Genomic DNA, 25,755 nt, shown 5'->3' with positions numbered 1-25,755 from the left:
ACAATGAGTGGACCCGCCCGCTACCGCAGGCGGTCGACAAAACCCTCAGTTGAGCTTCCACTTCTCGATGATCCGTTCGAGGGAACCATCAGCCTTGATCGCAGCGATGCCTTTGTTGACCTGCTCCAGTGTTGCGTTGTCGCCCTTGCGCACGATCAGGCAAACGTCCCCCATTACCACCGGCTGATAGCTCTGCACCAGGTGCACCTTGTTCTGCGTGCCCTGGGCCAATTGGTAGGCGACGATCGGGCGATCGGCGAAACCCGCCTTGATACGGCCGAGGGCCAGGTCGCGCATCAGATCGGGGATCGAGTCATAGCCACGGACTTCCTTGAAGACGCCACGCTTGTTCAGCTCATCGATGAACACGGTGCCGACCTGGGCGCCGACAACTTCGCCGGCAAAATCCTCCATGCGGGTGTATGCGGTCTGGTCGTCGGCCTTGACGATCAGCCCCTCGCCATAGGTGAAGACCGGATCCGAATACTGCACCACCTTTTCCCGCGCCGGCGTCCGGAGCATGGCGGCAGAAATCAGATCGATCTTGTTTGACGTCAGTGACGGGATCAGCGAAGCGAAGGTGGTCTGCTGGATCTCCACCTCGAAGCCGCCAGCCTTGGCCACTGCCTGCGCGGCGTCGATCATCATGCCCTGGATACTCTGGCTCTTGACGTCGAGAAAGGTGAAGGGAATCCCCGTTGCGGTTGCGCCGACCTTGTAGACGGGCTCGGCGACGGCGTTGGCTGAAGCGATGCCAGCAGCCAGGGCAACAACGAACGTGAGTGCACGAAAGCGAGTAAGCATGGCGTATCTCCCATTGGACGCTTTTATTGTCTTAAGTCCGGTAAGGGTTGCCCCATAGGAATGGCAGGAGGCTCAAAATGACTGTAAAGCGATTTACAAAAATCGTAAAGAGATTTATAAGTATCGAATATCGATATTCAAAGCGCAGAATTTAAGGATTTCCATGAGCGATAACCCTCACCCGCTGTTCAATCAGTCATTGGAAAAAGGCCTGGCGGTGCTGCGAGCGTTCAACGCAGCCCGGCGCACGATGAACCTGGCGGATATCGCCCAAGCTGCAGACATCAACAAAAGCTCCGCGCAACGCATGATTCATACCCTCGAAGAGCTGGGTTATGTGCGCAAGCATCCGCAGACCAAGCGTTTCCAGTTGACCCCGAAGGTCATGGAGATCGGCTACAACTACCTGGCCGCCGATACACTGGTAGACGTGGCCAACCCGTTCCTTGCCGAGTTGGCGCAGGCTACCGGGGAGACGACCAACCTGACCGAACCCGACGGGCTGGACATGGTATACGTGGCCCGCTTCGTGGCGCCGAAATTCATCCCTATCCACATGCCCATCGGCAGCCGGATCCCGATGTACTGCACCGGTTCCGGACGGGCCTTCCTGAGTGCCCAGCCCGACGACGAACTCCTTGCCGCACTGCAAGCCAGCGAGCGCAAACGCCATACCCAGTACACCCTGACCGAGATCGACGACATCATCGAGCAGATCGAGACCACACGGCGCAGGGGCTACGCCACGAACAAAGAAGAGTTGTTTCTTGGCGACATGTCCATTGCCGCGCCGATCATTGGCAGCCAGGGCCTGCCGGTCGCAGCCGTGCATGTAGTGGTGCCCACGAGTCGCTGGAGCATGGAGGAAGCCGAGCGCAAGCTGGCGCCTGCAGTGATCGAATGTGCACGGGCGATTCGCTCTTCGATACGAACCCTTTAGCCGGACACCAACGCAGTAGCCAACAAGCGTGCGCTCTGTAGTGAACAATTCCTAAGGTGTGGCGTTACTGGGCCGGGGTGATTGAGCCCTAAAGATAATTCAACTGCATGTCCTTCCAACGGAACACGCCGGAACAGGTCGCGATGTTTGAACGAGAACAGCGCCAACGGTTTGATCACGCAACTTACCTATCACTCCGGTTGCCGCCACGGCCCGTCATTATCCAACACACAAACAATCAAACCGAAGCCGTCAGGTCCACTCCCAGCGTCTGGGCAAAGGCCCTGACCCAGGGGCTGCCCACAGTGTTGTGACGCAGTATCAGACTGGACGGCGTGGCGATGTTGACCAGGTCCGGGCGCCCCCCCGCGCAACTCTCCCCGCGCCAGTTCGGCGCTTGACAGCACTCTTCCCAGGTCTCTAACATCAGCCCACTGAAAGAAATGATGTTTCTTTCAGTGATACGCTAAATCCAGCTCGATAACTGCCCGCCTTCTTGGGTGAGAGCGCACGACTGAGCCGGTCAATTTTCGAAGTCCCCCTGAAACCAGGAGCGTCCATGACCACCTAGCCCACATAAACCATTCCTTCTGGCAGAACGCTGCACGCCCCATAACAACAATTACAGCGCTGACCGTTTCCCGCCCAAAGGAAATGGCTGGACGCTTGCGCACGCCTGGAACATGACTCATATGAACAACAAACATGTTTTGACTGTTGCCCTCACCTGCACACTCCCCCTGAACGCGCTCGCCGACAACGGCGGCTTTGTCGAGGATTCGCACTTCTCGATCAAGGCGCGCAACTTCTACATGAACCGCAACTTCCTCGATGACCGCACTGCGCAGAATTACTCAGAAGAATGGGCGCAGGGTTTCATCGGCATCTTCGAGTCCGGTTTTACACCGGGAACGGTCGGGTTCGGTGTGGATGCCATCGGCCTGCTGGGGATCAAGCTCGACACAGGCAACGGGCGCAAGGGCGGCGGCACGCTGCTGCTCGAAGAAGACAGCGACGGGGCCAAGGATGAGTACTCCAAGGGCGGTATGGCACTCAAGGCGAGGCTATCGAAAACAGTGTTGAAATACGGCGAGCAGTTGGTGAACCTTCCAGTACTGGCGACCAGTGATAACCGGCTGCTGCCGGAAACCACCCAAGGCTGGCTGGTCACCAGCAAGGAACTGCCCGGCCTCACCCTCAATGCAGGGCATTTCACCGCCCTGCGCGGGCGCGATCAGAGCGAGCACGACAGCGGCCGCCTGACCGACCTTGACCTGATCGGCGGCAGCTACCAGTTCACCCCCAACCTCAGCGCACGGGTCTACCACTCCGACGTCGACGACTACTGGCGCAAGACCTACGTGGGCGCCACCTCAATCCTGCCGCTGGGCGCAGGCTACAGCGCAACCTTCGACTTCAACGGCTACGACACCAAGAGTCAGGGTCAGCAACGAGGCGGTGTCCTGGACAACCGTATCTGGAGCCTGTCGGCGTCCCTGGCGGCCGGGTCTCACACGTTCCTGATCGCTCACCAGCGCGTCACCGGCACCGGCAATTATACCTACGGCGTGGACGGTAACAGCACGGTGTTCCTGGCCAACTCGGTCCAGTATTCGGACTTCAACTATGAGAACGAACGCTCGTGGCAGGCGCGCTACGACTTCAACTTCGCTGCACTCGGCGCACCGGGACTGACGTTCATGACCCGCTACCTCAAAGGCACCGATTTCCACACGGCGCTGACCAACAACGGTCACGCGTGGGAACGCGACATCGAGATGAAATACGTGCTGCAATCGGGCCCGGCCAAGGACCTGTCGTTCCGGGTGCGCCAGGCCAGTTTCAGAAGCCCGGATCGCGGGCTGAACTTCAACGAAGTCCGGCTGATTACCGAGTACCCGCTCAACATTTTCTGATCCCCATCGCCTTGAACAATAAAAAACCCCAGACCTGAAGCAGGCTGGGGTTTTGTTGTGAGGATCAGGTGCGAAACATCACAGACGCTGGTAAGTCCCCGCGTGAAGGCGCTCGCTGATTTCTGCCGCAGCCGATTGCAGTTCGCGCAACATGGCCGCTGGCGGAGGTGACGGAATTGCCGCGCTTGGCCCGACGATACCGATGGTGCCCACGATCACATCGTTCTCGCGAAAGATCGGGCAGCACAGGGCGTTGATGCCCATGGTCACTTCGCTGTCGGCGTCGTCGTACAGACGCTGACGAATCAACTCCAGACGCTGTGCCAGCAACTCAGGCTCATGCAGGGTGCGCTCCGTCAGTCGTGGCATCTTGCGACGCATCACCCGCTGCTGACTGGCGGCATCGGCGAACGCCAGCACTGTACGGCCCTGCGCCGAGCAGTAAGGCAATACGCGGTTGCCCGGCTTGACCGAGATGCACACGTTGGCCTTGGACTCGACGCAGGACACGACCAGAGCGGTGTCATGGGTGGCGACAGCCAGCAAGGCCGACTGCCCCGTGGCATCGCGGATACGGGTCAGGTAAGGGTCTGCGATTGCGCGCAGGTCGAACTGCTCGCCCGCGGCCTCGCCGTACGCCACCAGACGAGCGCCCAGCAGATATTTCTCAGTGACGGGATCCTGCTCGAGGATCCCCAGCTGACGCATCGAAGCCAGATGCCGGTAGGTCCTGGGCTTGGCGGTTTGCAACTGATGCGCCAGTTCGGTCACACCCAGGGGACGGCGCGCAGCCGTCAATTCATCGAGCAGACGGAACACCATTTCGACCGACTCGAGCAATACCGGTCCGGTGGTGGGCTTTTCGTCATCCTGTTCCAAGAGGTCACCTCAGATCGATCACTGGAAAAGCCCGATTGTATCTCCTGCCGAAACGCTTGTGTTGTTCTGCGATATCAAATAGCAGAGGGTTGCGGCATGGCCACCACGGTTTGCGCGCTGGTCGGCTTGACCCTCGACATCACCCAGGCGCCGATCAAGGTCATGACTGCCAACACGTACAGGCCATACTCCAGATGCCCGCTGCTTTGCTTGATCCAGCCCATCATGAACGGACTGGCATAACCACCCAGGTTGCCCACGGTGGCAATCAGCGCAATGCCCGCAGCCGCGGCCGTACCGGTCAGCAGCACGCCAGGCAAGGCCCACAGCACACAGAAGCCTGCCAGGCCGCCGGACATCGCCAGGCTCAGACCGGCCAACGACAGTACCGGCTGATCGTGAAAGAACGCAGCAATCGCCAGACCCAGTGCCGAGGCGAGGTTGCACAGTGTGCCGTGCCAGCGGCGCTCACGGGTTCTATCCGAATGACGGCTGACCAGCACCATGACCACCGACGCCACGGCGAACGGAATCGCCGCGATCAAGCCAGTGTGAAACAGGCTCTTGACCCCCAAGCTCTGCACGATCTGCGGTAGCCAGAACGACACGCCGTAGGTACCGCACAACAAGGCGAAGTTCACATAGATCAGGCACCACAGCCCCTTGCTGACGAATGCCGCACGAAAGTTGTGCCCCGCCCCTGCCGCCTCATGCTCCTGTCGTTGCTCGGCCAGATGCTGCACGACACGCGCATTCTGCGCCGGGGTCAGCCAGTGAACGTTGCCAGGGCGGTCATCCAGGTAGAAGAACACCACAATCCCCAGCAGCACGGCAGGCATGCCTTCGAGCAGGAACAGCCATTGCCAGCCCGCGAGCCCATGGACCCCAGCGAAGGTCTGCATGATCCAGCCGGACAAAGGACTGCCCAACACGCCCGCCATGGCGATCCCCAGGTTGAACCAGGCCATGCCCTGTGAGCGAGCGTAGGACGGGAACCAGTACGTCATGTACAGGACGACGCCGGGGTAGAACCCCGCCTCCGCCATGCCCAGCAGGAAACGCAGGATGTAGAACGACGTCGGTGTCTGGACGAACATCATCGACATCGACAGGAGCCCCCAGGTGATCATGATCCGGGTGATCCAGTACCGCGCCCCGACCCGTTGCAGCATCAGGTTGCTGGGGATTTCACACAGGCAATAGCCGAGGAAAAACACCCCGGCGCCAAACCCGTAGGCCATGTCGCTGAGGCCGACGTCGGCCGCCATCTGCAGCTTGGCGAACCCCACGTTCACCCGATCGAGGAAGGCAATGATGTACAGCACGAAAAGGAACGGCAGCAGGCGCCAGGCGATGCGATTCCAGAGGAGGCTGTCCTGTTCATTGTTAAAGGTGTTACGAGAGATAAGGTTCATCGCTGTACTCTTGTAATTGTTGTGTATGCGAAGAGAAACCGGTTCCGAAAAACCGGTTTTTTCAAGACATCCGACGTTCAGGCAATCAGGCAGCGCTCCCCAGGATGAAATCGGCACAACGTTCGCCGATCATGATACTGGGCGCGTTGGTATTGCCACTGACGATCGTCGGCATGATCGAAGCGTCAGCCACACGCAGCCCCTGCACACCGTGCACTTTCAGGTCCGGGCCGACCACGGCATCGGCGTCGGTACCCATTCGGCAGGTGCCTGCGGGATGGAAAACCGTCTTGGCCACGCTGCGCACATAGTCCTCCAGCACATGATCGGGAATGTCGTCGTGGTTGGGGAGCAGCAGCATGTTTTCCACCACACTGGCCAGCGCCGGCGCGCGCAGAATACGACGGGCAAACCTGACACCAGCGACCATGGTGCGCAGATCGTGTTCATCGCTCAGGTAATTGGCCTTCAGCGCCACTTCCTGCATCGGGTCTGCGCTCTTGAGGCGCAATTGGCCTCGGGAACGTGGTCGCAACGCACAGGGGTTGATGGAGATGCCGTGGCCGCCGGGCGGCAAACGATCGATGTCGCCGACCAACGCCGGCACCACGTGAAACTGCACGTCGGGGCGGCCACAGCCGGTGGCATCGACGAACGCACCGCTCTCGACCACGTTGGAACTCAGCAGTCCCGAGCGATTGGCCAGGTACTTCAACCCATGGCCCACGGCACGCAGGCCTCGATCATGGCCCAGCAAACTGACTGGCTCGCGGGTCTGGGCGTAGACCGAGGCACTGAGGTGATCCTGGAAGTTCTCGCCCACCCCCGGAGAATGCACCCGGGTGGCGATGCCCATCGCTTGAAGATGGCTTTTCGGACCGATACCCGACAGCATCAGCAACTTGGGCGAAGCGACCGCACCGGCGCTGACAATGACCTCGGCCCGTGCCGTAAATTGTGTCGCCGCGCCGCCACGACCCAGCGCCTGCACGCCCGTGACACGGCTGCCATCGAACAGCAGCCCTGTCACATGGGTATCGGTCATGACGGTGAGATGGGGATCGCGTCGCATCGGCTTGAGGTACGTGACGGCGGAACTGGCACGACGTCCTTGTGAGGTCGTGGTCTGGTAGAAACCTGCACCTTCCTGCTTCGAACCGTTGAAATCATCGGTCTCGGGCACGCCGGCCTGCACCGCTGCCTGGACGAACGCGCGACTCAAGGCATGCCGGTGATCCGGGTCGCTGACCTTCAACGGGCCGTCCTGGCCATGCAGCTCGCCACCCAGGCGAGCATTGGACTCACAGCGGCGGAACACCGGCAAGACGTCCTGCCAGCCCCAGCCAGGGCAGCCGCTGGCTTGCCACTCGTCGTAGTCCTCGACCTGGCCACGAATGTAGATCATGGCGTTGACCGAGCTCCCGCCTCCCAGGGTGCGTCCCTGGGGGATGTAGATACGACGCTGATTGACGAAAGGCTCAGGCTCGGTGCGGTACATCCAGGTCCGCTGCGAACCGTGAATGCGAATGAAGGTGCCGGGAATGTGGATGTAGGGATGATTGTCGGCAGGACCTGCTTCGAGCAGCAGCACCTGCTTGCCCGCCTGTGCCAGCCGTGCGCTCAACGCACAGCCGGCCGAGCCGGCCCCGACGACGATGTAATCGAAGGTTTTCATTGTTGTTGTTCTCGTTGTGTGGCGTCTTCTCAGCCGATCTGGCTGACGAATTTAGTGGTGAAGTAGGCGTCCAGCCCTTCGCTTCCGCCTTCGCTGCCGTAGCCGCTATCCTTAACGCCACCAAACGGTGTTTCCGGTGCTGCCAGGCCAAAGTGGTTGATGGACACCATGCCCGATTCCAGCTCGTCGGCCAGCAAGGTGGCGCGCTGGATAGAGCGGGTGAAAGCAAAGGCGGCCAACCCGAACGACAGGCCGTTGGCTTTCTCGATCACCTCTTCGACGGTGTCGAAGCGAACGATCGAAGCGATGGGCCCGAACGGTTCCTCGTTCATCACCCGGGCGTTGTCCGGAACATCGGTCAACACCGTGGCCGGGTAGAAAAAGCCGGCGCCTTGTGCCGGTTTGCCGCCCAACATCAACTGCGCACCGACAGCCAGTGCGTCATCGACGTATTCCTGTACCGCGCTTACCCGACGCGGGTTGGCCAATGGTCCCAGTTGAGTCGAAGTGTCATGACCATCACCCATCTTGATCGCTGCACCGGCCTGGCAGAATGCGTCAACGAACGGCTCGTAGATCGACGACTGCACGTAGAAACGCGTCGGCGACGCGCAGATTTGCCCGCCGTTGCGAAACTTCAGACCGGCTCCCAGCGCCGCCACGGCCTTGACGTCCACATCGTCACAGACGATGAACGGCGCATGCCCGCCCAGCTCCAGGGTGCAGCGTTTGAGGTACTGCCCGGCCAGCGCGCCCAGTGCACGGCCAACCGGCACGGAGCCGGTGAACGACACCTTGCGAATGACCTCGGAGCGGATCAGGTAATCGGAGACTTCGGCAGGCACGCCGAACACCAGGTTCAGAACGCCATTCGGCACACCAGCATCCTGAAACGCCCGACACAATTCGATGCACGATGACGGCGTTTCTTCCGGCCCTTTGGCAATGATCGAGCAGCCCGCAGCGAGTGCTCCGGCGATCTTGCGCACCAATTGGCTCACCGGGAAGTTCCAAGGACTGAACGCCGCGACCGGGCCCACTGGTTCGCGCAGGACGGTCTGCCGCACACCACGGGCACGGGGCGGAATCACACGTCCATAGGCGCGACGCCCTTCCTCGGCGTACCAGTCGATGTGATCGCCAGCGCCGAACGCTTCAAGCTTGGCCTCTGCCAGCGGCTTGCCCTGCTCCAGCGTGATCAACGCCGCGATCTCGTCCGAACGCTGACGCACCAGATCGGCAGCTCGACGCAGAATCTTCGAACGGTCATAGGCAGACGTCTTGCGCCAGGCCTGGAACCCACGTTGCGCGGCGGCCAGTGCTCGGTCCAGGTCGGCCGTCGAAGCCAGGCTCAGCTTCGCGATGACCTCACCGGTGGCGGGGTTGAACACATCCGCCTGACGCTCATGAGCACCGGTGGACCACTGGCCATCAATGAGCAGGGATTCAATAACTCGCATATCACGGGCCCCTCAGAATTAATCACGGTTTATTTCATTGAGAGAAACACTATTTCTCTGAATGACGTAATCCTAGATTTCCCGAAGAACAGGTGTCAAGCCAAAAAAAGTCACTTGACCGTCTATTTGACCGGGCGTTAGCTTTGTCTTACAGAGAAATATAATTCTTACAAAAGAAACAAAGGAGTCACCGATGAGCCTAGCCAACGCATTGCTTCACAACTGGAATGACCTGCCACGCGAGACGGTTCGCAAAGGCGTGGAGCGTGTCGCGTTCCGCGGGGACGACACGCTCTGTGTCATGAACTGGCTGACGCCGGGGATGGACGTGTTTCCCCACAGCCACACCTTCGAGCAGCTCGTCATCATCGTGCAGGGTCGGGTGCGCTTTCATCTCGGCGACGACGTCGTGGAAGGTGGCCCGGGCAGCATGATTCGCATCCCGCCCCACGTGGTGCATTACGCAGAACCTGTGGGCGATGAGGTGGTGATGAATCTGGATGTGTTCTCGCCGATTCGCGATGACTACCGCCACTTGATCGAATACCAGGCGGCCGAATTTGCGGGTGCCGGGCACCAGCCGTCATGAGCCGTACGGATTTCGCGACCAGGCTGCGCGGCGGTGAAGCGCTGGTCAGCACCTTCATCAAGACGCCGAGCCATGCCGTGGTCGAGATCGCCGGGGACTGCGGCCTGGACGCGGTGGTGCTGGATGCCGAACATGCGCCCTTCGACCAGGGCAGTCTCGATCGTGGGTTACTGGCCTGCCGCGCCAGCCATGTCGCAGGCTTGGTACGCGTGGCCGACGATCGCGCCACGACCCTCCTGCAAGCGCTGGATCTGGGGGCCGATGGCCTGGTGCTGCCGCATATCGTCCATGCCGCCCAAGCCAGGCAGGTCTTGCAGGCCACCCGCTATCGCAGCGGCACTCGCGGCTTCTCCAACTCGCCAAGAGCAGGCGGCTATGGCCGTGCGAATCTGGCAGAACACATGGTCGCCGAAGATGGTCGCCACGGGATCATCGCGCAAATCGAAGACCGTGAAGCGCTGGACAACCTCGCGGCCATCGCCAACGTCGATCAGATCGACTGTCTGCTGGTGGGCCGTGCGGATTTGAGCGTGTCGCTGGGCGTCAGCACGCTGGATGACCCGCGCGTGGAGTCCGCTGTCAGCCGGGTGATCGACGCGGCACAACAGGCCGGCAAGACGGCCGGCATTTTTGTCTCCAACAGCGACGACCTGGCGCGCTTCCATGCCATGGGCGTGCGCTTTTTCATTCTGGGTGCGGATCAGGCGGTGCTGCGTACCGGCTGGACGCAACAGGTCCGGCACTTTCACGGCCTGGTTCGCTGAACCCTATCCAAAACAACAAGAGGTAATGTCATGAACGCCATCGTCAAACCCACCATCGAGGACCGCCAGGCCCACATCGACAGCCTGATGCGCGGCGCCATCGATCTGCACTGCCACAGCGGCCCGTCCGTGATGCCCCGCTACTGCGATCACCTCGAGGCCATGCGTGAAGCCAGCGAAGCCGGGCTCAAGGCTGTGCTGCTCAAGGATCACTACTACAGTTGCACACCGGTCACGACCTTGCTGAACAAGCATTTCAGCGAGCTTGACGTGCACATGCTTTCCGGCGTGCCGTTGAACAACGCGGTTGGCGGCCTGAACGTACATGCGGTCGAACATGGTTTGAAGCTGGGAGCGAAACTGGTCTGGATGCCGACTTTTTCTTCGGCCAATCACATCGCACACCATCATCAGGACGTCAAGTTCACCGAGAAATTCCCGCAGACCACCCAGCGCATGCTGCAGCCGATTCCGCTGACCGTACTTGATGACGACGGCCATCTGAAAGAAGAAGTCAAAGCGATTCTGGACCTGATCGCCGCCGAAGACATCGTGCTTTCCGCCGGTCACCTGAACATCCGGGAAATCTGGCCGCTGTTCGAAGAAGCTCGCAACCGCGGGGTCAAGCGCTTGCTGGTCAACCATCCGACCTACGTGGTCGACGCGACCCTCGATGACATGCGTCAACTGGCCAGGGAAGGTGTGTTCATGGAGCACTCGATGTGCATGTGGGTGCCCGGTTCGAAGTTCAAATTCTACGATGATCAATTCCTGCGACAAGTCATCGAAGCCGGCACGGTCGACCTGACCATCCTCGGCTCCGACCTCGGCCAACAGGGCAACCCGAGCATTGCCGAAGGCTTTCGCAACGTGATCGGCCAACTGCTGGACCTGGGCTACAGCGACGAGGACATTCGCAAAATGACCTCCGGCAACGCCTCCCGCCTGATGAACCTGTGAGTGGGAACGACCATGACGCGACTCACCACACCCATCGGAAGGCTGACGCTGAAAAACCCGGTCATCTGCGGCGCCGGCGAACAGACCATGACCCGCGAGGCCATTCGTGCCGCCCTGGCCACCGGCGTTGGCGCGGTAGTGGCCAAATCCACCAACGAATCCCAGGCCGCCAAACAGCAACTGGACAAGACCGACTACGTGCTACTGGACTCGAACTGGAACCGTTTGCCGTGGGACTTCTCGCCACCGGCCGATGCCAGCCTGTTCGGTCGCTCCGGCCTGGTTCAGCGCGAGTTCGGCGAATGGCTCGATGAACTGGCGGCGTTGGACATCGAAGCCCGACGGCAAGACGCCTATGTCATTCCAAGCCTGATCCTCAGTGACCTTGAGCAATGCGCCGAGTACGCCCGGCAGATCGAACAGGCCGGTCTTCGCGTACTGGAGCTGAACATCGGCGCACCTCACGGCGAAGAAGCGGCCAAGGGCGCCATCGTACTGGAACGGGGAGCGGCGCGAATCGAGGCGATTGTATCGCGCATTCGCAAGGCCACCACCCTGCCCTTGTGGATCAAGCTGACCGGGCAGAGCGAGGACGTGGTCGGCCTGGCTCAAGCGGCACGTCGGGGGGGCGCGGACAGCGTGGTGATGATGGGCCGCTTCATGGGGTTTCTACCGGATCTGGACAGCGGCCTGCCAATGCTTGGGACCAGTGCAGCAATCGGTGGTGGTTGGGCGCTGCCACTGACCGCACGCTGGCTGATGATGACCCGCAAGGCCATGGGCGACAGCTACCCGCTGATCGCCACCAACGGTGCCCGTAACGGTCTGGATGTCGCGCGTTTTCTACTGGCGGGTGCCTGCGCCACTGAAATGACATCGGCGGTATTCGCCGGCGGTTACCCGGTCCTCTCACGCGCCGTGCAGGAACTGGACGACTATGTCAGCCGGCGCGGCCTGAGCGTGGAGCAACTGCTGGGCAGTGCGGCCGATCAGGTGCAGACCTATCAGCAACAGGCTGACCGTCCCGACTGGTGGAAACACTTCGCCCCGGAGTGCCCAGGGTCTCCAGACTGAAGCGGCTTGGCCGGGAGATCACTGAAAGCTGGCGATTCATGTTGCCGTAAAAAGGGCCCCTGTAGGGTAATGCTGCTCACTAAAGCGGAGCAGCATTACCGCCGGAAATCGCTTTTTTGGGATCTTCACCGTCCTCGGCCTCACAGGCCTAGGGCCGTGATCCAGGAACAAGCTGCCGACACCCATTCTATGGGATGTTTGGATAAAAGTGCTCAGGTCGCAAAAGTTGAAAAGTTCGCGTTTGTTGCCCTTACGGAACACGCCGGAACAGGCAGCGGTGTTTGAACGAGAACAGCGCCAACGGTTTGATGGTGCAACTTGCCCTATCACTGCGGTTGCCACCAAGGCTCGTGGATGACTACCCCATAAACATCAAACCGGCGCCTTCAGATCCACCCCTAATGCCTGGGCAAAGGCCTTGACCAAGGGACTGCGCACAGTGTTGTGACGCAGTATCAGACTGAACGGCGTGACGATGTTGATCAGGTCCGGACGCACTGCGCGCAACTCTCCCCGCGCCACCATCGATGCGGCGTAATGCTGGGGCAGGAACCCGAGGAAACGCCCCGTCTTGATCAGCAACGCCACGGCTTCCACCTGGGTGGCCGAGGCGGAGAAGCGGTCATAGTGTGCAAATTTCAGTTTGTCGCGATGAATCGCGTAGCGATGGTTGACGCACTCATACTCCTTGAGCACATGTTCCCCCATGTCCGCGTCCGCCATGGAGAACAGCGGGTGGCCGAGTGCGCAATAGACCTGCGAACGTTCTTCATAGAGTTCGTAGTAATCGAACTCTTCGCGCTTTTGATAAATCGGTACGATCCCCGCCACCAACCGTCCTTCGACGACACCTCTTTCGACTTCATCGAGTTGCGAAGCCTGAAGTTGAAACCGGACCTTGGGCGACTGTTCATTCATTTGCCTGAGCGCAGCAACTAACGGGGAATTATAATCCGAAATAGTATTATCAATAACCCCCACACCAAGATCACCAACAAGTTCGTTTTGCGCGGAACTAAGGCGATCACGAAAGTTGTCGACCGAGGCAAATAAGTCTATCGACGCCTGATACACCAGGCGCCCTTCTTCCGTCAGGTGAAAGCCCTCGCGCCCGCGCGTGCAAAGGCGCATCCCGATGCGGATTTCCAAGTCGGAAATCTGTTTGCTGATGGCCGCAAGCCCCACATTCAGCTCATTTTGTGCGGCACTAAAGCCTCCCGCCTCGACCACGGCCTTGAACACTTTGAGCAATTTGAAGTCCAGCCCGCTGAGGGCCAATGGTGCCCTTTGCGGGGTTCTTGGCGGCGGGTTTCCGGAATTGGAAAGTGGGGTTTCCATAATGCTTATTTACCTCTGGCGCTCTATTCAACAACCTGTGCCCAACAACAAAAACAAGCTGACCCAATAATAATGAACACAGAAAACCAAGCTTGGCAACCGACAATAAATTCCGAACATCAGCGTCAAAACGCTGGTCGCGAAACATCAAAAGCTGACAGTTCGATCAGCTCTCGCACCGATGCAACTGCCCTATTGAAAACTGCTCTGGCCTGACTTCGCTCGCTGACTTTCGTAGCGACGCCGTGGCCTGGAGTACCCGTTTCAGTTCGCGTAACCGACGAGGAAAACAACAATGTCTCAAACCACCGACCGACTCTGGGGTGCTCGCTTCAAATGCGGCCCTTCCGAAGCCTTGGCGGCCCTGTCCCGTTGCCCTGAGCGCTATTTCCGGCTCACCCCGTACGACCTCGCCGGCTCCAAGGCCCATGCCCGGGAACTGCAGCGCGCCGGACTGCTGACCGAGCAAGAAACCCAGACCATGCTCGACGCCCTGGAACGCATCGGCGCGGATTATCGCGCCGGCAGCATCGCCCCGACCCTGGATGATGAAGACGTCCACACGTTCATCGAGCGCCTGCTGACCGAACGGCTTGGCGCCCTGGGTGGCAAGCTGCGGGCCGGCCGTTCGCGCAACGACCAGACCGCCAATGACCTGCGGCTGTTCCTGCGTGACCACGTACGCACCGTGGCCGTTGAAGTGTTGGGCCTGCAGCAGGCGCTGGTGGAACAGGCCGAGCAACACATCGAAAGCATCTGCCCCGGCTTCACCCATCTGCAGCAGGCGCAACCGATCGTGTTCGCTCACCACCTGCTGGCCCACGCCCAGTCGATGCTACGCGACGTACAGCGGTTGGTGGACTGGGACGCGCGCACGTCGCTGTCGCCACTCGGTGCGGCGGCCATGGCGGGCTCGGCGATCGCGCGCCTGCCTCAGCAATCGGCAAAGGAAATGGGCTACAGCGGCGTTTGCGAAAACTCCATCGACGCCGTGGCCAGCCGCGATCACGTCGCCGAGTTTCTGTTCATCGCCAGCATGCTCGGCATCAATATCTCGCGCCTTGCCGAAGAGTTCTGCCTGTGGTCGTCACGGCAATTTCGCTGGGTCGCACTGGACGATGCCTACGCCACCGGCAGCTCGATCATGCCGCAGAAGAAGAACCCGGACATCGCCGAACTGGCGCGAGGCAAGGCCGGCCGCCTGATCGGCAACCTGACCGGCCTGCTCTCCACGCTTAAATCCCTGCCGCTGTCCTACAACCGTGACTTGAGCGAAGACAAGAACGGCGTGCTCGACAGCGTCGACACGCTGCTCCTGGTGCTGCCCGCCATGGCGGGCATGGTGGCGACCATGAAAGTCAACGTCGAGGAGTTACGCCGCCAGGCACCGCTGGGCTTCACCCTCGCCACCGAAGTTGCCGATTGGCTGGCGGTGCGCGGCGTGCCGTTCAAGGAAGCTCACGAAATCACCGGTGCGTTGGTCCAGGCGTGCGAGAAACACGACATCGAACTGTGGGAGGCCTCCCCCGCTCTGCTGGCGGAAATCGATCCGCGCCTCACCCCAGAGGTACGCGAAAGCCTGACCCTCGAAGCCGCCATCGCTGCGCGCAATGGCTGGGGCGGGACCGCGCCACAACAGGTACGCGAACAGATCGGACGCTTGAAAACCGCCCTCGCCACCCAGCAGCAATGGACCGAGGACTATCAGGGCTTCCGCCTCTGAGCAACACACCGAACCTGTGGGAGCGAGCTTGCTTCCACAGCGATAGCGCCGCAACCGAGTACGGAGAAACAACATGAGCCAGACACAGGCAGAACGACTCCAGGCGGAGCGCAAGCTGGCGGAAAACCAGTTCGACATTACCCAGTACGATCATGTGCCCCGGCGCTACTACGGGCGGATCTTCTTCGCCACGCTGATCGTTATCGCCCTTGTTGGCCTGGTGCGCGCCTTCGCCGAAGGCAAGATCGAATGGTCGTACATCGGCCAGTTCCTGACCTCCGAGGCGATCATGTGGGGCTTGCTCAACACCATCGTCATGGCCGTATTGGCCATGGCGCTGGGCATCGTGTTCGGCGTGATCACTGCGATCATGCGCATGTCGGCCAACCCGATCCTGCGCTATGTGGCCGTGACCTATACCTGGCTGTTTCGCGGCACGCCGCTGATCCTGCAACTGCTCCTGTGGTTCAACCTGGCGCTGATCTTCCCCACCATCGGCATTCCCGGCCTGTTCGAAATGGACACCGTGAGCCTGATGACCCCGTTCGCGGCGGCCCTGCTGGGCTTGAGCATCAACCAGGGTGCCTACACCGCCGAAGTGGTGCGCGCCGGCCTGCTCTCGGTGGACACCGGGCAATATGAGGCTGCCAAATCCATCGGCATGCCACGCCTGCAAGCGCTGCGCCGGATCATCCTGCCCCAGGCCATGCGGATCATTATTCCGCCGGTCGGCAACGAGTTCATCGGCATGGTGAAGATGACCTCGCTGGCGAGCGTCATCCAATACTCGGAACTGCTCTACAACGCCCAGAACATCTACTACGCCAACGCCCGCGTGATGGAGCTGCTGATCGTCGCCGGCATCTGGTACCTGGCCACCGTCACCGTCCTGTCCTTTGGTCAGAGCCGCCTGGAGCGTCGTTTCGCCCGCGGCGCCGGCAAGCGTTCCTGAGGAGTTCCCCATGAGAAGCATCGTCAAGGCCGTGAGCCTGAATAAATATTACGACCAGTTCCACGCGCTCAAGGACATCAACATCGAAGTCGAGCAAGGCGAAGTGCTATGCATCATCGGTCCGTCCGGCTCGGGAAAAAGCACCTTGCTGCGCTGCGTCAACCAGTTGGAAAAAATCGACAAGGGCGGCCTGTGGGTCGACGGCGAACTGGTGGGCTACCGGATCGTCGGCAACAAGCTGCACGAACTCAACGAAACCCAGATCGCCCGCCAGCGGCTGTCCACCGGCATGGTGTTTCAACGGTTCAACCTGTTCCCGCACATGACCGTGTTGCAGAACATCATCGAAGGGCCGTGCCAGGTGCTCAAGCGCTCCCCCAAAGAGGCGAATGAAGAGGCCCTGGAATTGCTCGCCCGTGTCGGTCTGGCGGATAAGCGCAACAGCTACCCGATCGAGCTTTCGGGCGGCCAGCAGCAACGCGTGGCCATCGCCCGTGCATTGGCCATGCGCCCCAAGCTGATGCTGTTCGATGAACCCACTTCGGCACTCGACCCGGAACTGGTCGGTGAGGTGCTGTCGGTGATGCGCGATCTTGCGCAGACCGGCATGACCATGATCGTCGTCACCCATGAACTGGGCTTCGCTCGCGAAGTTTCCAATCGCATGGTGTTCATGGACGGCGGGCAGATCGTGGAGGCTGGAAGCCCCGAAGAAATACTAATAAGTCCGCAAAACCCTCGCACCCAAAGCTTCATTTCTGCCGTTCGAACCTAAGCGTCCGTTGACGCTCACAACACTCATAAGAGAACGACCATGAAGAACTTCTTTATCCCCGCAGTACTCGCAAGCGTCATGGCATCGGGCTTCACCTTCGCGGCCGAATTGCCGGCCAGCATCAAGGCCAAGGGCGAAATCGTCGTGGCGATCATGCCGAACTACCCGCCGATGGATTTCAAGGACCCGGCCACCAACACCCTCACCGGCTTTGACTATGACCTGGGCAATGCCCTGGCCGAGCGCCTGGGTGTGAAGATCAAATGGCAGGAAACCGGCTTCGAACAAATGATCAACGCCCTGACCACAGACCGCGTGGACATGGTGCTGTCGGGCATGACCGACACCGTCGAACGCCAGGCCAGCGTAACCTTCATCGACTACTTCACCAGCGGTCCGCAGTTCTACACCTTGCAGAAAAACAAGGACACCAACGAGATCCTCGACCTGTGCGGCAAGAAAGTCGGTACCAGCCGCCGCACCACCTTCCCAAAGGAAATCGCCGAGTGGAGCAAGGCCAACTGTGAGGCCGCCGGCAAGCCGGCGATCAACGTGGTCGGCACCGAGGGCTCCGCCGATGCCCGGGCGCAACTGCGCCAGAGCCGTATCGATGCAGCCATGCAGGGCAGCGAAACCCTGCCTTACCTCAAGACCCAGGAAAAGGACATGTACAAGACCGTGGGCCTGCCGATCTCCGAGCAGTACACCGGCATGGGCGTGAGCAAGAAGAAACCTGAGCTCAGCGAAGCGGTGAAGATCGCGCTGCAAAGCATGATCGATGACGGCAGCTACCAGGCGATCCTGAAGAAATGGGACCTGGAACTGGGGGCGATCAAGACCGTGACCATCAACGCCGGGAAGTGATCCCACAGGCCGTTTGATTCCGATGTGGCAGCGGGCTTGCTTGCGAGTGATCCAACATCAATGTTGCCTCACTCGACGCCATCGCGAGCGAGCCCCGCGCCACAAAGGGTCTGGTGTCTACGACTAAAGATGGAGCGCTACCGATGCCCTCTTCACCTACCTGGCCCGCGCCGCACAAGGCTTGCCTGGCCCTGGCCTTCGATCTCGATGGCCCGACCGGTGATGCCATGCTCAACGGCTCGATCTGGCGCAAACCCGAGTACTTCGGGTTCGGCGGCTATGGCCCTTACCGGGCACTGCCGCGCCTGCTCGATGTGCTCGACGAGTTCCAGATCCCGACGACATTCTTCGTTCCCGCCTGGGTCGTGGAGAACTGGCCGAAACAATGCCAGGCGATTGTCGAGCGCGGGCATGAAGTGGCTTATCACGGCTACAAACACGAATCCTTTTATGCCCTGACACTGGATCGGCAAAAGGAGGTGATGCAGATCTCCCGCGAGGTGTTCTGGAAACACTTGAATATCCGCGCAGAAGGCTTTCGCACGCCGTCCGGCGACTGGCGTGCCGAAACCCCAGCCATGCTGGTGGAAGCCGGCGTGACTTATTCCAGCAGCATGCGCGGCGACGACCGACCGTACCTGGTGGACGTAACGGGTTTCGATACGCCGCTGGTGGAAATCCCAGGCCGATGGGAAATGGACGATTACGCGTCCCTCGCCTACACCCGCGCGCCGAACTTTCCTTCCGGGTTGGACCGTACGTCCAGTTATGCGCTGACCCTGGACAACTGGTGCCGCGAATATGACGGCGCGATGGACGAAGGGTTGTGCCTGACCACCCTTTTCCACCCGAAAATCATCGGTAAGCCGGGACGCATCCTGCTGCTGGAACAGCTTTTCGAACACATGCGTCGGCGCGATGACGTGTGGTTCGCCACCTGCCGCGACGTCGCCCACTTCTGGTTGAAGGAGCACCGCCATGGCTGATTCCCCCATCTGGCCGGAAGGCTATCGCTGCGCAGTGGTACTGACCGTCGATTACAACGACATCCACGGCATCCTCACGCAAGCCCCGGAAGTTGCCGGGCGTGACAAGACCTTGTCGGTGTGGCGCTACGGTACCCAACGCGGCGTGGCACGCTTGCTCGGCCTGTTCAAGGAACTCGGGGTCTGCAGCAGTTGGTTCGTCCCCGGCATCGTTGCCGAGGAAAACCCTGCGCTCATCCAGGCGATCCAGGGCGACGGTCATGAGATCGCCTGCGCCGGTTACCGTCATCAAGATTACGATGCGCTAGACCTGGTCGCCCAGGGCGACGATGTCGCCAAAGGCTGCGAAACCCTGGCCAGGCTGACCGGCAAGCGCCCGATCGGCTTTCGAATCCCGGCGGGCAATGGTGCGCCGGGATTCATCGGCGCATTGAAGGACCAAGGCATCCGCTGGTCCTCGTCATGGCGTGGCGATGACTTGCCATTCGCTCACCCGACGGCGCCCGGTGTCATTGAAGTGCCGCTGCATTATGAGCTGGAAGACGAGCCTTACTTCGCCTTCAACTTGAGCCCGGCGGTGCCACCGGCACAATCACGGATCGCCTCCTACAGCCACACCCTGGGCAACCTGCAAATGGATTTCGCCGGGTTTCACCGTTTTGGCCTGTGCTACGTACTTCGCCTGCACCCGGAAATCATTGCCACACCGGGACGGATAGGCGTGTTGCGCGAGCTGATCGAGGGCATTCAACAGCACGATGACGTGTGGATCGCCACCGGCGCCGAGGTCGCGCAATGGTGGGCAAGCAGCGCAGCGCCGGCGGCCGAGGATCATCCCGCATCGGTGTACGAGCGCCACTATCGGGATTACGTCTGATGAGCGAACGCTTGCAACGGTTGGCGCAATTCTGTGTCGATCTGCGGTTTGAAGATCTATCGCCTGGGTTGGTAGCCCAAGCCAAGCGGCACATTCTCGATACGTTCGGCGCAACGTTGGCCGGCGCCGCGAGCGATATCGCCAGACAGGCACACAAGGTGTTCGCGGGTGAAGCGGGAGAGGTACCGGTTTGGGGAACCGATCTGCAGGTCTGCGTGGGCCCGGCAGCGCTGTTGAACGGCATCGCCGCCCATGCGCTGGAACTGGATGACACCGGTGGTTGCGATCACTCCGGGGCCGTCGTGCTGCCAGCGGCGATGGCGGCGGTTTCGCTGCGCGCACGGCCCGTGAGTGGCCGTGAATTCATCAACGCCGTCGTGATCGGCTATGAGGTTAGCCGTCGAGTGCTCGAAGCCTGCGGCGGCTATAGCGCCCACAATGGCGCCGGTTGGCACTCCACCGCGACCTGTGGGGTGTTCGGCGCAGCCGCCGCCAGTGCGCGCATCCTGGGTCTGGATACCCGGCAAACCCTGGCGGCACTGGGCATTGCCGGCAGCTTCAGCGGTGGCCTGTGGGCCTTCATTCACGATGGCTCGCACAGCAAGAAACTGCACAGTGGGCGCGCCGCAGAAGGGGGTCTGTTGGCTGCGCGGTTCTCCCAACAGGGCATCAGCGGGCCGACGCAGCTGTTCGATGACGTCTGGGGCGGTTTTCTGAACACTCTTGCCCCAGCGACTTCAAGACCCGAAGCGCTGGATGCGGAGCTCGGCGTGAACTGGAAGCTCGCCCGCTGCTCAATCAAACCCCATGCCTCCTGTCGCGGCACCCATTCGGCCATCGATGCACTCGGCCAGCTATTGGAGCAGTTGAAGGTATCCGTCGACCAGGTCGAAAACCTGCACGTCGGGCTGAGCGGTTTTCTCCACGGCATGTGCGGCGGCCGGGATGTCACCCACCTCGCAGCCGCGCAAATGAGCCTGCCGTATGCCCTCGCCGCGCGGTTGGTGCATGGGCATTGCCGACTGCACGCTTATGACGATCGGCAACGCAACGATCCGCTGGTGATTCAGTGCATGTCGCGCATCCAGCTTGAAGTGGACCCGCGACTGGATGAGGATGGCGAGCCTGTGGTGACCCTGCGGACCGTGGACGGCCGGCAGGCAAGCCTGTGTGTGGAAGTGCCCTTGGGAGCGCCGGGCAATCCACTTGCCGATGAGGCCCTGGATGAGAAGTTCTTCAGTTTGACGACGCGGGTCATGCCGCAGGAACGGGCTGCGGAACTGCTGAAGCAACTGCGACGCATGGAAGACCTGGAATCGATACGTACGCTGGAACGGTGGCTGGGTTGATCAGGGTATTGACGGCTCGGGCGTCATCGCGGTGTACGCCAACAATCTGAATAAGGACATTTGCCCCCCGTGGCCACTTACTCCCTCGTTATTCGGCGCTTGATGATCGTTTCGCTGACCATCGTGGTCAGCCGCGCCATCACCAGCCCTTTGCTCACGCTGTTCCTGAGCAACAAGCTGGGCCTCAACCAACAAGATGTCGGCTTACTGCTGGGCATCGCGGTGTTCATCGCCACCCTGCTGGCCCTGTACGGCGGCTACATCATCGATCGCCTGGAAAAGCGCCGGCTGCTGATCCTGGCGATGCTCTCCAGCGCCGTGGGTTTCGTCCTGCTGACCTTTGCCGAAAACCTTTACCTGACCACCCTGACCGTGGTGATCACCGAGACCGCGTCGGCCCTGTTTCTGATCGGCTCCAAAGCGATCCTCAGCGAAAACCTGCCCATCGGGCAGCGTGCCAAAGCGTTTTCCCTGCGCTACACCCTGACCAACATCGGCTACGCCACCGGCCCCATGCTCGGCGTGGTGATTGCGGGGGTCTACCCGATCGCGCCATTCCTGATCGCCGCGGGCATCGCGTTCTCCAGCATCTTTCTGATGATGGGCATCCCGGGCGATGGAACGCCGACAGCGGCCATGGGCCCACCGCCCAGTTTTCTCAAGACCCTGAAGACCCTGAAAAACGACCGCACCCTGATCATGTTCACCTGCGGCTGCCTGCTCAGCACCGTGGTGCACGGACGCTTCACGCTGTATCTGTCGCAATACCTGCTGGTCACCCACGACGCCAAGCGTGCACTGGAGATCATGGCCGCCCTGCTCGCCTGCAACGCCATCACTGTGATCCTGCTGCAATACCAGATCGGCCGGTTCCTCGATCGCGAGAAGCTGCGCTACTGGATCGCTGCGGGCACCAGCCTGTTCATGCTTGGCCTGATCGGATTCAGCCTGGCGGACGACATGCTGAGTTGGTGCGTGGCGATGTTCATTTTCACGCTCGGTGAAATGATCATCTACCCGGCCGAATTTCTCTTCGTCGATACCCTGGCCCCGGAAGAACTGCGCGGCAGCTACTACGGCGCACAAAACCTGGCCGCTCTCGGCGGCGCCCTGAGCCCGGTGATCTGCGGGTACCTGCTGATACAAACCCCGGCACCGACGATGTTCTACGTCTTGAGCGCCTTGACTGCGGTGGGTGGGCTGCTGTGTTTCATGAGCGGGCGTCGGGTGGCGATCGTGCGGAAGTGATTCATGGAACGGCATCCTTGCTGCGAGACGGCTCGGCGGCGTGATCAACGCGCCAGCTTCCGGAGCCCCGGATCCATGACTGACGATCAGGGCCGCGGCCAGTGATCAATAGTTTAGAAATCTCTGAACTATCTTTTTGCGCTTCCCTATTCTTTCCGCCAACCGCCCCTCCCTACTATTGACGGCAACAAAGGAGCCTTTCCATAGAGATGCGGCCCGAAGATTGCTTTTTCTGATTGTCACTGCCGTTCGTTGTGCGTTTCGGTTAGCGCCGCAACGTCGCCGTGCCAATCATGCGAAGGAACCTTTGGAGCAGATCGATGAAGCTGGAGATATTCCGCACGTTGTGGGGCTACACCGCGAGCAAGGCACAAGCGCTCGATGAGTTGCTTGAAGCCGGGTTCGATGGCATGGAAGCCCGCCTGCCCATGACCGCCAGCGAACGTGCCGAGTTCGCAGCCTTTCTACGCATCAACAACGTCAGCTATATCAGCACCGTCTTCAGCGCCTACGACGTTCTGCCGGAACAGTCGGCAACCGTCGACGAACACCTTCTGGACCTCGACAAGAAACTCGGCTGGGCGGCTGAGTTGGCGCCGCGTTTCGTCAATCTGCTGGCTGGCAACGACCGCTGGCCCCTGGCACAGCAAGTCGACTTCTTTGGCCGCGCGATGGACCTCGCGGGCAAGCATGGCCAGGTGTGCGCCTTTGAAACACATCGCGCTCGCTCGTTATTCAACCCCTGGGTCACCCTCGAGTTGATTCGTCAACTGCCGGACCTGCGCTTCACCAGCGACATCAGTCATTGGGTCGTCACCTGCGAGCGCCTGCTCAACGATCCGGAAGACGACCTCAGCGCCTTCGTCGAACGCGTTCACCATATTCAAGCCCGAGTCGGTTATGACCAGGGACCGCAAGTTCCCCACCCCGCCGCTCCCGAGTACAGCCAAACGCTTGCCTTCCACCAGCAACATTGGGAGGCCATCTGGCGATCCCAGGAAAAACGCGGGTATCAGGTCACCACGCTGACACCTGAGTTCGGCGCCGACGGTTATCTGCATCACCTGCCCTTCACCAACGTGCCGGTGGCTGATCTATGGTCGCTGAACGTGTGGATGGCAAACACCGAGCGCGAGCATTTTCGGCGTTTCGCCCGCACCTCAACCCGATAAGGAGTGCTCCCTCATGCCTGACAAAGCGCCCACGACTGCCAACTTCAGCCGCATTCCGGTGGTGGATATCGCCGGGCTGTACAGCGACGACCTCACCCAGCGCCAGGCAGTGGCCGAAGAACTGGGTAACGCCGCCCGCGCAGTCGGTTTCCTGTACATCAAGAACCACGGCATCGAGTCGTCACTGATCGACGGCTTGCGTCAAGCGGCGAAGGACCTGTTCGCACAATCGCTTGAATACAAAATGCAGCATTACATCGGCACTTCACGCAGCCACAAGGGTTTTGTGCCTGAAGGTGAAGAGGTCTATGCCAAAGGCAAACCCGATCACAAGGAAGCTTTCGATATCGGTTTCGAAGTGAGCGAAGACGATCCGCTGGTCATTGCCGGCACGCCATTGATCGGGGCCAACGAATGGCCAGACCTGCCGGGTTTCCGCCCCGCCGTCGAAGCTTACTACGCCGCGGTGTTTGCGTTAGGTCGTCGCTTGTTCAAGGGCTTCGCCCTCGCGTTGGGCCTGGAGGAGAACTATTTCGAGGCACTGGTGACTCGCCCACCGTCGAAGCTGCGCCTGATCCACTACCCATTTGACCTGGCGGCTCAAGACGCGCCCGGCATTGGCGCCCATACCGACTACGAATGCTTCACCATTTTGCTTGCCGACAAGCCAGGCCTCGAGGTGATGAACGATCAGGGGCAATGGATCGATGCGCCGCCCATGGACGGTACGTTTGTGGTCAACATCGGCGACATGCTGGAGGTCATGACCGCAGGTGCATTCGTCGCGACAGCTCACCGAGTGCGAACCGTCAGCGAAGAGCGCTACTCGTTCCCCCTCTTCTATGCGTGCGATTTCCATACGCAAATCAAGCCACTGCCGCAGTTTCTTGAAGGCGGTAAGGATTACGAGGAAATCACCATCGGTGAGCACATGTTTGGCCAAGCGTTGCAAACCTATCAATACCTGCGCCGCAAGGTCGAACGCGGCGAACTCAAGCTGTACGAGCGCGCGCGCAAGCCATCGAGCTTCGGTCACTTGAAGAGCCAGGCGCAGGAAGCGTCCTGATGCCCCCCTCGACCTGTTCCAAAACAGCCCTGTTTCAAAACCAGTCCAATCCTACTTTTTCGACGTGGAGTCACCGATGATGCGCAACCCAATGAACATTGCTGTCCGCTTGTCCCTGCTGGCCTTCGCGTTCCTCGGTGCGACAGGAGCCCACGCAGCCACGACGGTGACACCCGGCGTCCTCAAGGTCGGCATGGAAATCACCTATCCGCCCTTCGAATCATACGACGAACAAAAAAATGTCGTCGGCTCCGACCCCGAACTGGCGCGGTTACTCGCTAAACATCTGGACCTCAAGGCTGACTTCGTTGACACCAAATTTTCCAACCTGCTGCTGAGCCTGAACGCCGGTCACTATGACGCGATCATCTCGGGCATGTACATCACCCCCCAACGGCAGACTCAGGCGCAAACCATCCCATACGCCAAGACTGGCGCAGCGATCATGGTGCTGAAGGACAGCCCGCTGAAACCGAAAGTACCGGAAGATCTTTGCGGCCTGAAAGTCGGCCTGGAAAAAGGCACCACTTGGGTGACGCAATTCAACAAACTCTCGACCGACTACTGCGTCCCGAACAACAAGGGCGGGATCATGGTCAGCGAATTCCCGTCCGCCCCTGAAGTGACCCAGGCGCTGCTTTCCGGCAACGTGCAGGCTCAGGTGGAGATCGACGGCGCCGCCGGCATGATCGCAGAACGCACCAAAGGCCGGGTTGTGATCAGCACCGAGCACTCGATCTATCAACAGACACTGGGTATCTACGTCAAAAAGGACAACGACGCCCTCTATCAGGCGCTGCTCAAGGCCTTTGATGCGACGAAAGCGTCGGGTGAATACGCCGCCCTGTTGAAGAAATACAACCTGGAAGAACCGACTAACTGACTCAGTGCAGCCCTGTGGGAGCGAGGCCGCTCCCACAGTCGGCGGC

Annotated in this window: 23 protein-coding genes; 17 read left to right on the top strand and 6 right to left on the bottom strand. The window is 60.5% G+C overall.

Features of this window, described 5'->3' with window-relative positions; genetic code table 11:
* Positions 1-45: 45 nt before the first annotated feature.
* Positions 46-804, bottom strand: coding sequence for an ABC transporter substrate-binding protein (locus BM317_RS07085; protein ID WP_072405107.1), 759 nt, complete (start codon positions 802-804; stop codon positions 46-48).
* A 163-nt stretch (positions 805-967) separates the two neighbouring features.
* On the opposite strand from BM317_RS07085, the gene BM317_RS07080 reads away from it, so the two are divergent.
* Together BM317_RS07080 and BM317_RS07070 are read left to right on the top strand one after the other, a co-directional pair.
* Positions 968-1,744, top strand: a complete 777-nt coding sequence (locus BM317_RS07080; RefSeq protein ID WP_092168893.1) for an IclR family transcriptional regulator — start codon at positions 968-970, stop codon at positions 1,742-1,744.
* A 692-nt stretch (positions 1,745-2,436) separates the two neighbouring features.
* Positions 2,437-3,660: an OprD family porin gene (locus BM317_RS07070; protein WP_092168899.1), complete on the top strand. Its 1,224-nt coding sequence runs from the start codon at positions 2,437-2,439 to the stop codon at positions 3,658-3,660.
* A gap of 78 nt (positions 3,661-3,738) precedes the next feature.
* Here BM317_RS07070 and BM317_RS07065 read toward each other — a convergent pair whose 3' ends face one another.
* From BM317_RS07065 to BM317_RS07050, 4 genes are all read right to left on the bottom strand, one after another.
* Positions 3,739-4,539 carry an IclR family transcriptional regulator gene (locus BM317_RS07065; protein ID WP_092168902.1) on the bottom strand — a complete coding sequence of 267 codons (801 nt, stop codon included), beginning with the start codon at positions 4,537-4,539 and terminating at the stop codon, positions 3,739-3,741.
* 74 nt (positions 4,540-4,613) lie between these two features.
* Positions 4,614-5,954, bottom strand: coding sequence for an MFS transporter (locus tag BM317_RS07060; protein WP_092168905.1), 1,341 nt, complete (start codon positions 5,952-5,954; stop codon positions 4,614-4,616).
* An 85-nt stretch (positions 5,955-6,039) separates the two neighbouring features.
* A complete protein-coding gene (locus tag BM317_RS07055) occupies positions 6,040-7,629 on the bottom strand; it encodes a GMC family oxidoreductase (protein WP_092473665.1) in 1,590 nt (529 codons plus the stop codon).
* Positions 7,630-7,658: 29 nt separating this feature from the next.
* Positions 7,659-9,089: an NAD-dependent succinate-semialdehyde dehydrogenase gene (locus tag BM317_RS07050; RefSeq protein WP_092473663.1), complete on the bottom strand. Its 1,431-nt coding sequence runs from the start codon at positions 9,087-9,089 to the stop codon at positions 7,659-7,661.
* Positions 9,090-9,282: 193 nt separating this feature from the next.
* Here BM317_RS07050 and BM317_RS07045 point away from each other — a divergent pair, with 193 nt between their 5' ends.
* From BM317_RS07045 to BM317_RS07030, 4 genes are read left to right on the top strand one after another with little or no spacing between them, the layout of a single operon-like run.
* Positions 9,283-9,678, top strand: coding sequence for a cupin domain-containing protein (locus BM317_RS07045; RefSeq protein ID WP_092197962.1), 396 nt, complete (start codon positions 9,283-9,285; stop codon positions 9,676-9,678).
* A complete protein-coding gene (locus BM317_RS07040) occupies positions 9,675-10,442 on the top strand; it encodes an HpcH/HpaI aldolase family protein (RefSeq protein ID WP_092168917.1) in 768 nt (255 codons plus the stop codon). The genes BM317_RS07045 and BM317_RS07040 overlap by 4 nt, the downstream gene beginning before the upstream one ends.
* Before the next feature lie 30 nt (positions 10,443-10,472).
* Positions 10,473-11,402, top strand: a complete 930-nt coding sequence (locus tag BM317_RS07035) for a DUF6282 family protein (protein WP_092473661.1) — start codon at positions 10,473-10,475, stop codon at positions 11,400-11,402.
* Positions 11,403-11,414: 12 nt separating this feature from the next.
* A complete protein-coding gene (locus tag BM317_RS07030) occupies positions 11,415-12,476 on the top strand; it encodes a beta/alpha barrel domain-containing protein (protein ID WP_092473659.1) in 1,062 nt (353 codons plus the stop codon).
* Between the two features lie 372 nt (positions 12,477-12,848).
* On the opposite strand, the gene BM317_RS07025 is transcribed toward BM317_RS07030, so the two are convergent.
* Positions 12,849-13,814 (bottom strand): LysR family transcriptional regulator, encoded by a 966-nt coding sequence (locus BM317_RS07025; protein ID WP_092168926.1) that lies wholly within the window; start codon positions 13,812-13,814, stop codon positions 12,849-12,851.
* A gap of 295 nt (positions 13,815-14,109) precedes the next feature.
* On the opposite strand from BM317_RS07025, the gene argH reads away from it, so the two are divergent.
* From argH to BM317_RS06970, 11 genes are all read left to right on the top strand, one after another.
* Positions 14,110-15,537, top strand: a complete 1,428-nt coding sequence (gene argH, locus BM317_RS07020) for an argininosuccinate lyase (RefSeq protein ID WP_060742900.1) — start codon at positions 14,110-14,112, stop codon at positions 15,535-15,537.
* A 73-nt stretch (positions 15,538-15,610) separates the two neighbouring features.
* Positions 15,611-16,489 carry an amino acid ABC transporter permease gene (locus tag BM317_RS07015; RefSeq protein WP_060742901.1) on the top strand — a complete coding sequence of 293 codons (879 nt, stop codon included), beginning with the start codon at positions 15,611-15,613 and terminating at the stop codon, positions 16,487-16,489.
* A gap of 10 nt (positions 16,490-16,499) precedes the next feature.
* Positions 16,500-17,264 (top strand): amino acid ABC transporter ATP-binding protein, encoded by a 765-nt coding sequence (locus tag BM317_RS07010; RefSeq protein ID WP_008001408.1) that lies wholly within the window; start codon positions 16,500-16,502, stop codon positions 17,262-17,264.
* Positions 17,265-17,303: 39 nt separating this feature from the next.
* The gene (locus BM317_RS07005; protein WP_092473657.1) at positions 17,304-18,128 is read left to right on the top strand and encodes an ABC transporter substrate-binding protein; all 825 of its coding nucleotides are present in this window, start codon (positions 17,304-17,306) and stop codon (positions 18,126-18,128) included.
* Between the two features lie 143 nt (positions 18,129-18,271).
* On the top strand, positions 18,272-19,114 hold the full coding sequence (locus tag BM317_RS07000) for a polysaccharide deacetylase family protein (RefSeq protein ID WP_092168932.1): 843 nt from the start codon (positions 18,272-18,274) through the stop codon (positions 19,112-19,114).
* On the top strand, positions 19,107-19,991 hold the full coding sequence (locus BM317_RS06995) for a polysaccharide deacetylase family protein (RefSeq protein ID WP_092473655.1): 885 nt from the start codon (positions 19,107-19,109) through the stop codon (positions 19,989-19,991). The genes BM317_RS07000 and BM317_RS06995 overlap by 8 nt, the downstream gene beginning before the upstream one ends.
* On the top strand, positions 19,991-21,340 hold the full coding sequence (locus BM317_RS06990; protein ID WP_092473653.1) for an MmgE/PrpD family protein: 1,350 nt from the start codon (positions 19,991-19,993) through the stop codon (positions 21,338-21,340). Before BM317_RS06995 ends, BM317_RS06990 begins: the two co-directional genes overlap by 1 nt.
* A 69-nt stretch (positions 21,341-21,409) precedes the next feature.
* Positions 21,410-22,588, top strand: a complete 1,179-nt coding sequence (locus BM317_RS06985) for an MFS transporter (protein WP_092473651.1) — start codon at positions 21,410-21,412, stop codon at positions 22,586-22,588.
* A 320-nt stretch (positions 22,589-22,908) separates the two neighbouring features.
* The gene (locus BM317_RS06980) at positions 22,909-23,760 is read left to right on the top strand and encodes a sugar phosphate isomerase/epimerase family protein (RefSeq protein ID WP_092168944.1); all 852 of its coding nucleotides are present in this window, start codon (positions 22,909-22,911) and stop codon (positions 23,758-23,760) included.
* 13 nt (positions 23,761-23,773) lie between these two features.
* Positions 23,774-24,826, top strand: coding sequence for an isopenicillin N synthase family dioxygenase (locus tag BM317_RS06975; protein WP_092168947.1), 1,053 nt, complete (start codon positions 23,774-23,776; stop codon positions 24,824-24,826).
* Positions 24,827-24,905: 79 nt separating this feature from the next.
* On the top strand, positions 24,906-25,709 hold the full coding sequence (locus tag BM317_RS06970; protein WP_092473786.1) for an ABC transporter substrate-binding protein: 804 nt from the start codon (positions 24,906-24,908) through the stop codon (positions 25,707-25,709).
* Positions 25,710-25,755 lie beyond the last annotated feature (46 nt).

Origin of the sequence: Pseudomonas sp. NFACC24-1 (genome assembly GCF_900115235.1) — a bacterium.
GTDB lineage: Bacteria > Pseudomonadota > Gammaproteobacteria > Pseudomonadales > Pseudomonadaceae > Aquipseudomonas > Aquipseudomonas fluorescens_AA.
Note: the sequence above shows the minus strand (reverse complement) of the source record. Positions and strands in the feature narration are given on the sequence as shown.

Excerpts from the sequence above, each read along its gene's own strand:
- BM317_RS07085 (WP_072405107.1), bottom strand. The coding sequence starts at position 804 with ATGCTTACTCGCTTTCGTGCACTCACGTTCGTTGTTGCCCTGGCTGCT.
- BM317_RS07080 (WP_092168893.1), top strand. The coding sequence starts at position 968 with ATGAGCGATAACCCTCACCCGCTGTTCAATCAGTCATTGGAAAAAGGC.
- BM317_RS07070 (WP_092168899.1), top strand. The coding sequence starts at position 2,437 with ATGAACAACAAACATGTTTTGACTGTTGCCCTCACCTGCACACTCCCC.
- BM317_RS07060 (WP_092168905.1), bottom strand. The coding sequence starts at position 5,954 with ATGAACCTTATCTCTCGTAACACCTTTAACAATGAACAGGACAGCCTC.
- BM317_RS07055 (WP_092473665.1), bottom strand. The coding sequence starts at position 7,629 with ATGAAAACCTTCGATTACATCGTCGTCGGGGCCGGCTCGGCCGGCTGT.
- BM317_RS07050 (WP_092473663.1), bottom strand. The coding sequence starts at position 9,089 with ATGCGAGTTATTGAATCCCTGCTCATTGATGGCCAGTGGTCCACCGGT.
- BM317_RS07045 (WP_092197962.1), top strand. The coding sequence starts at position 9,283 with ATGAGCCTAGCCAACGCATTGCTTCACAACTGGAATGACCTGCCACGC.
- BM317_RS07040 (WP_092168917.1), top strand. The coding sequence starts at position 9,675 with ATGAGCCGTACGGATTTCGCGACCAGGCTGCGCGGCGGTGAAGCGCTG.
- BM317_RS07035 (WP_092473661.1), top strand. The coding sequence starts at position 10,473 with ATGAACGCCATCGTCAAACCCACCATCGAGGACCGCCAGGCCCACATC.
- BM317_RS07030 (WP_092473659.1), top strand. The coding sequence starts at position 11,415 with ATGACGCGACTCACCACACCCATCGGAAGGCTGACGCTGAAAAACCCG.
- BM317_RS07025 (WP_092168926.1), bottom strand. The coding sequence starts at position 13,814 with ATGGAAACCCCACTTTCCAATTCCGGAAACCCGCCGCCAAGAACCCCG.
- argH (WP_060742900.1), top strand. The coding sequence starts at position 14,110 with ATGTCTCAAACCACCGACCGACTCTGGGGTGCTCGCTTCAAATGCGGC.
- BM317_RS07015 (WP_060742901.1), top strand. The coding sequence starts at position 15,611 with ATGAGCCAGACACAGGCAGAACGACTCCAGGCGGAGCGCAAGCTGGCG.
- BM317_RS07010 (WP_008001408.1), top strand. The coding sequence starts at position 16,500 with ATGAGAAGCATCGTCAAGGCCGTGAGCCTGAATAAATATTACGACCAG.
- BM317_RS07005 (WP_092473657.1), top strand. The coding sequence starts at position 17,304 with ATGAAGAACTTCTTTATCCCCGCAGTACTCGCAAGCGTCATGGCATCG.
- BM317_RS07000 (WP_092168932.1), top strand. The coding sequence starts at position 18,272 with ATGCCCTCTTCACCTACCTGGCCCGCGCCGCACAAGGCTTGCCTGGCC.
- BM317_RS06995 (WP_092473655.1), top strand. The coding sequence starts at position 19,107 with ATGGCTGATTCCCCCATCTGGCCGGAAGGCTATCGCTGCGCAGTGGTA.
- BM317_RS06990 (WP_092473653.1), top strand. The coding sequence starts at position 19,991 with ATGAGCGAACGCTTGCAACGGTTGGCGCAATTCTGTGTCGATCTGCGG.
- BM317_RS06980 (WP_092168944.1), top strand. The coding sequence starts at position 22,909 with ATGAAGCTGGAGATATTCCGCACGTTGTGGGGCTACACCGCGAGCAAG.
- BM317_RS06975 (WP_092168947.1), top strand. The coding sequence starts at position 23,774 with ATGCCTGACAAAGCGCCCACGACTGCCAACTTCAGCCGCATTCCGGTG.
- BM317_RS06970 (WP_092473786.1), top strand. The coding sequence starts at position 24,906 with ATGCGCAACCCAATGAACATTGCTGTCCGCTTGTCCCTGCTGGCCTTC.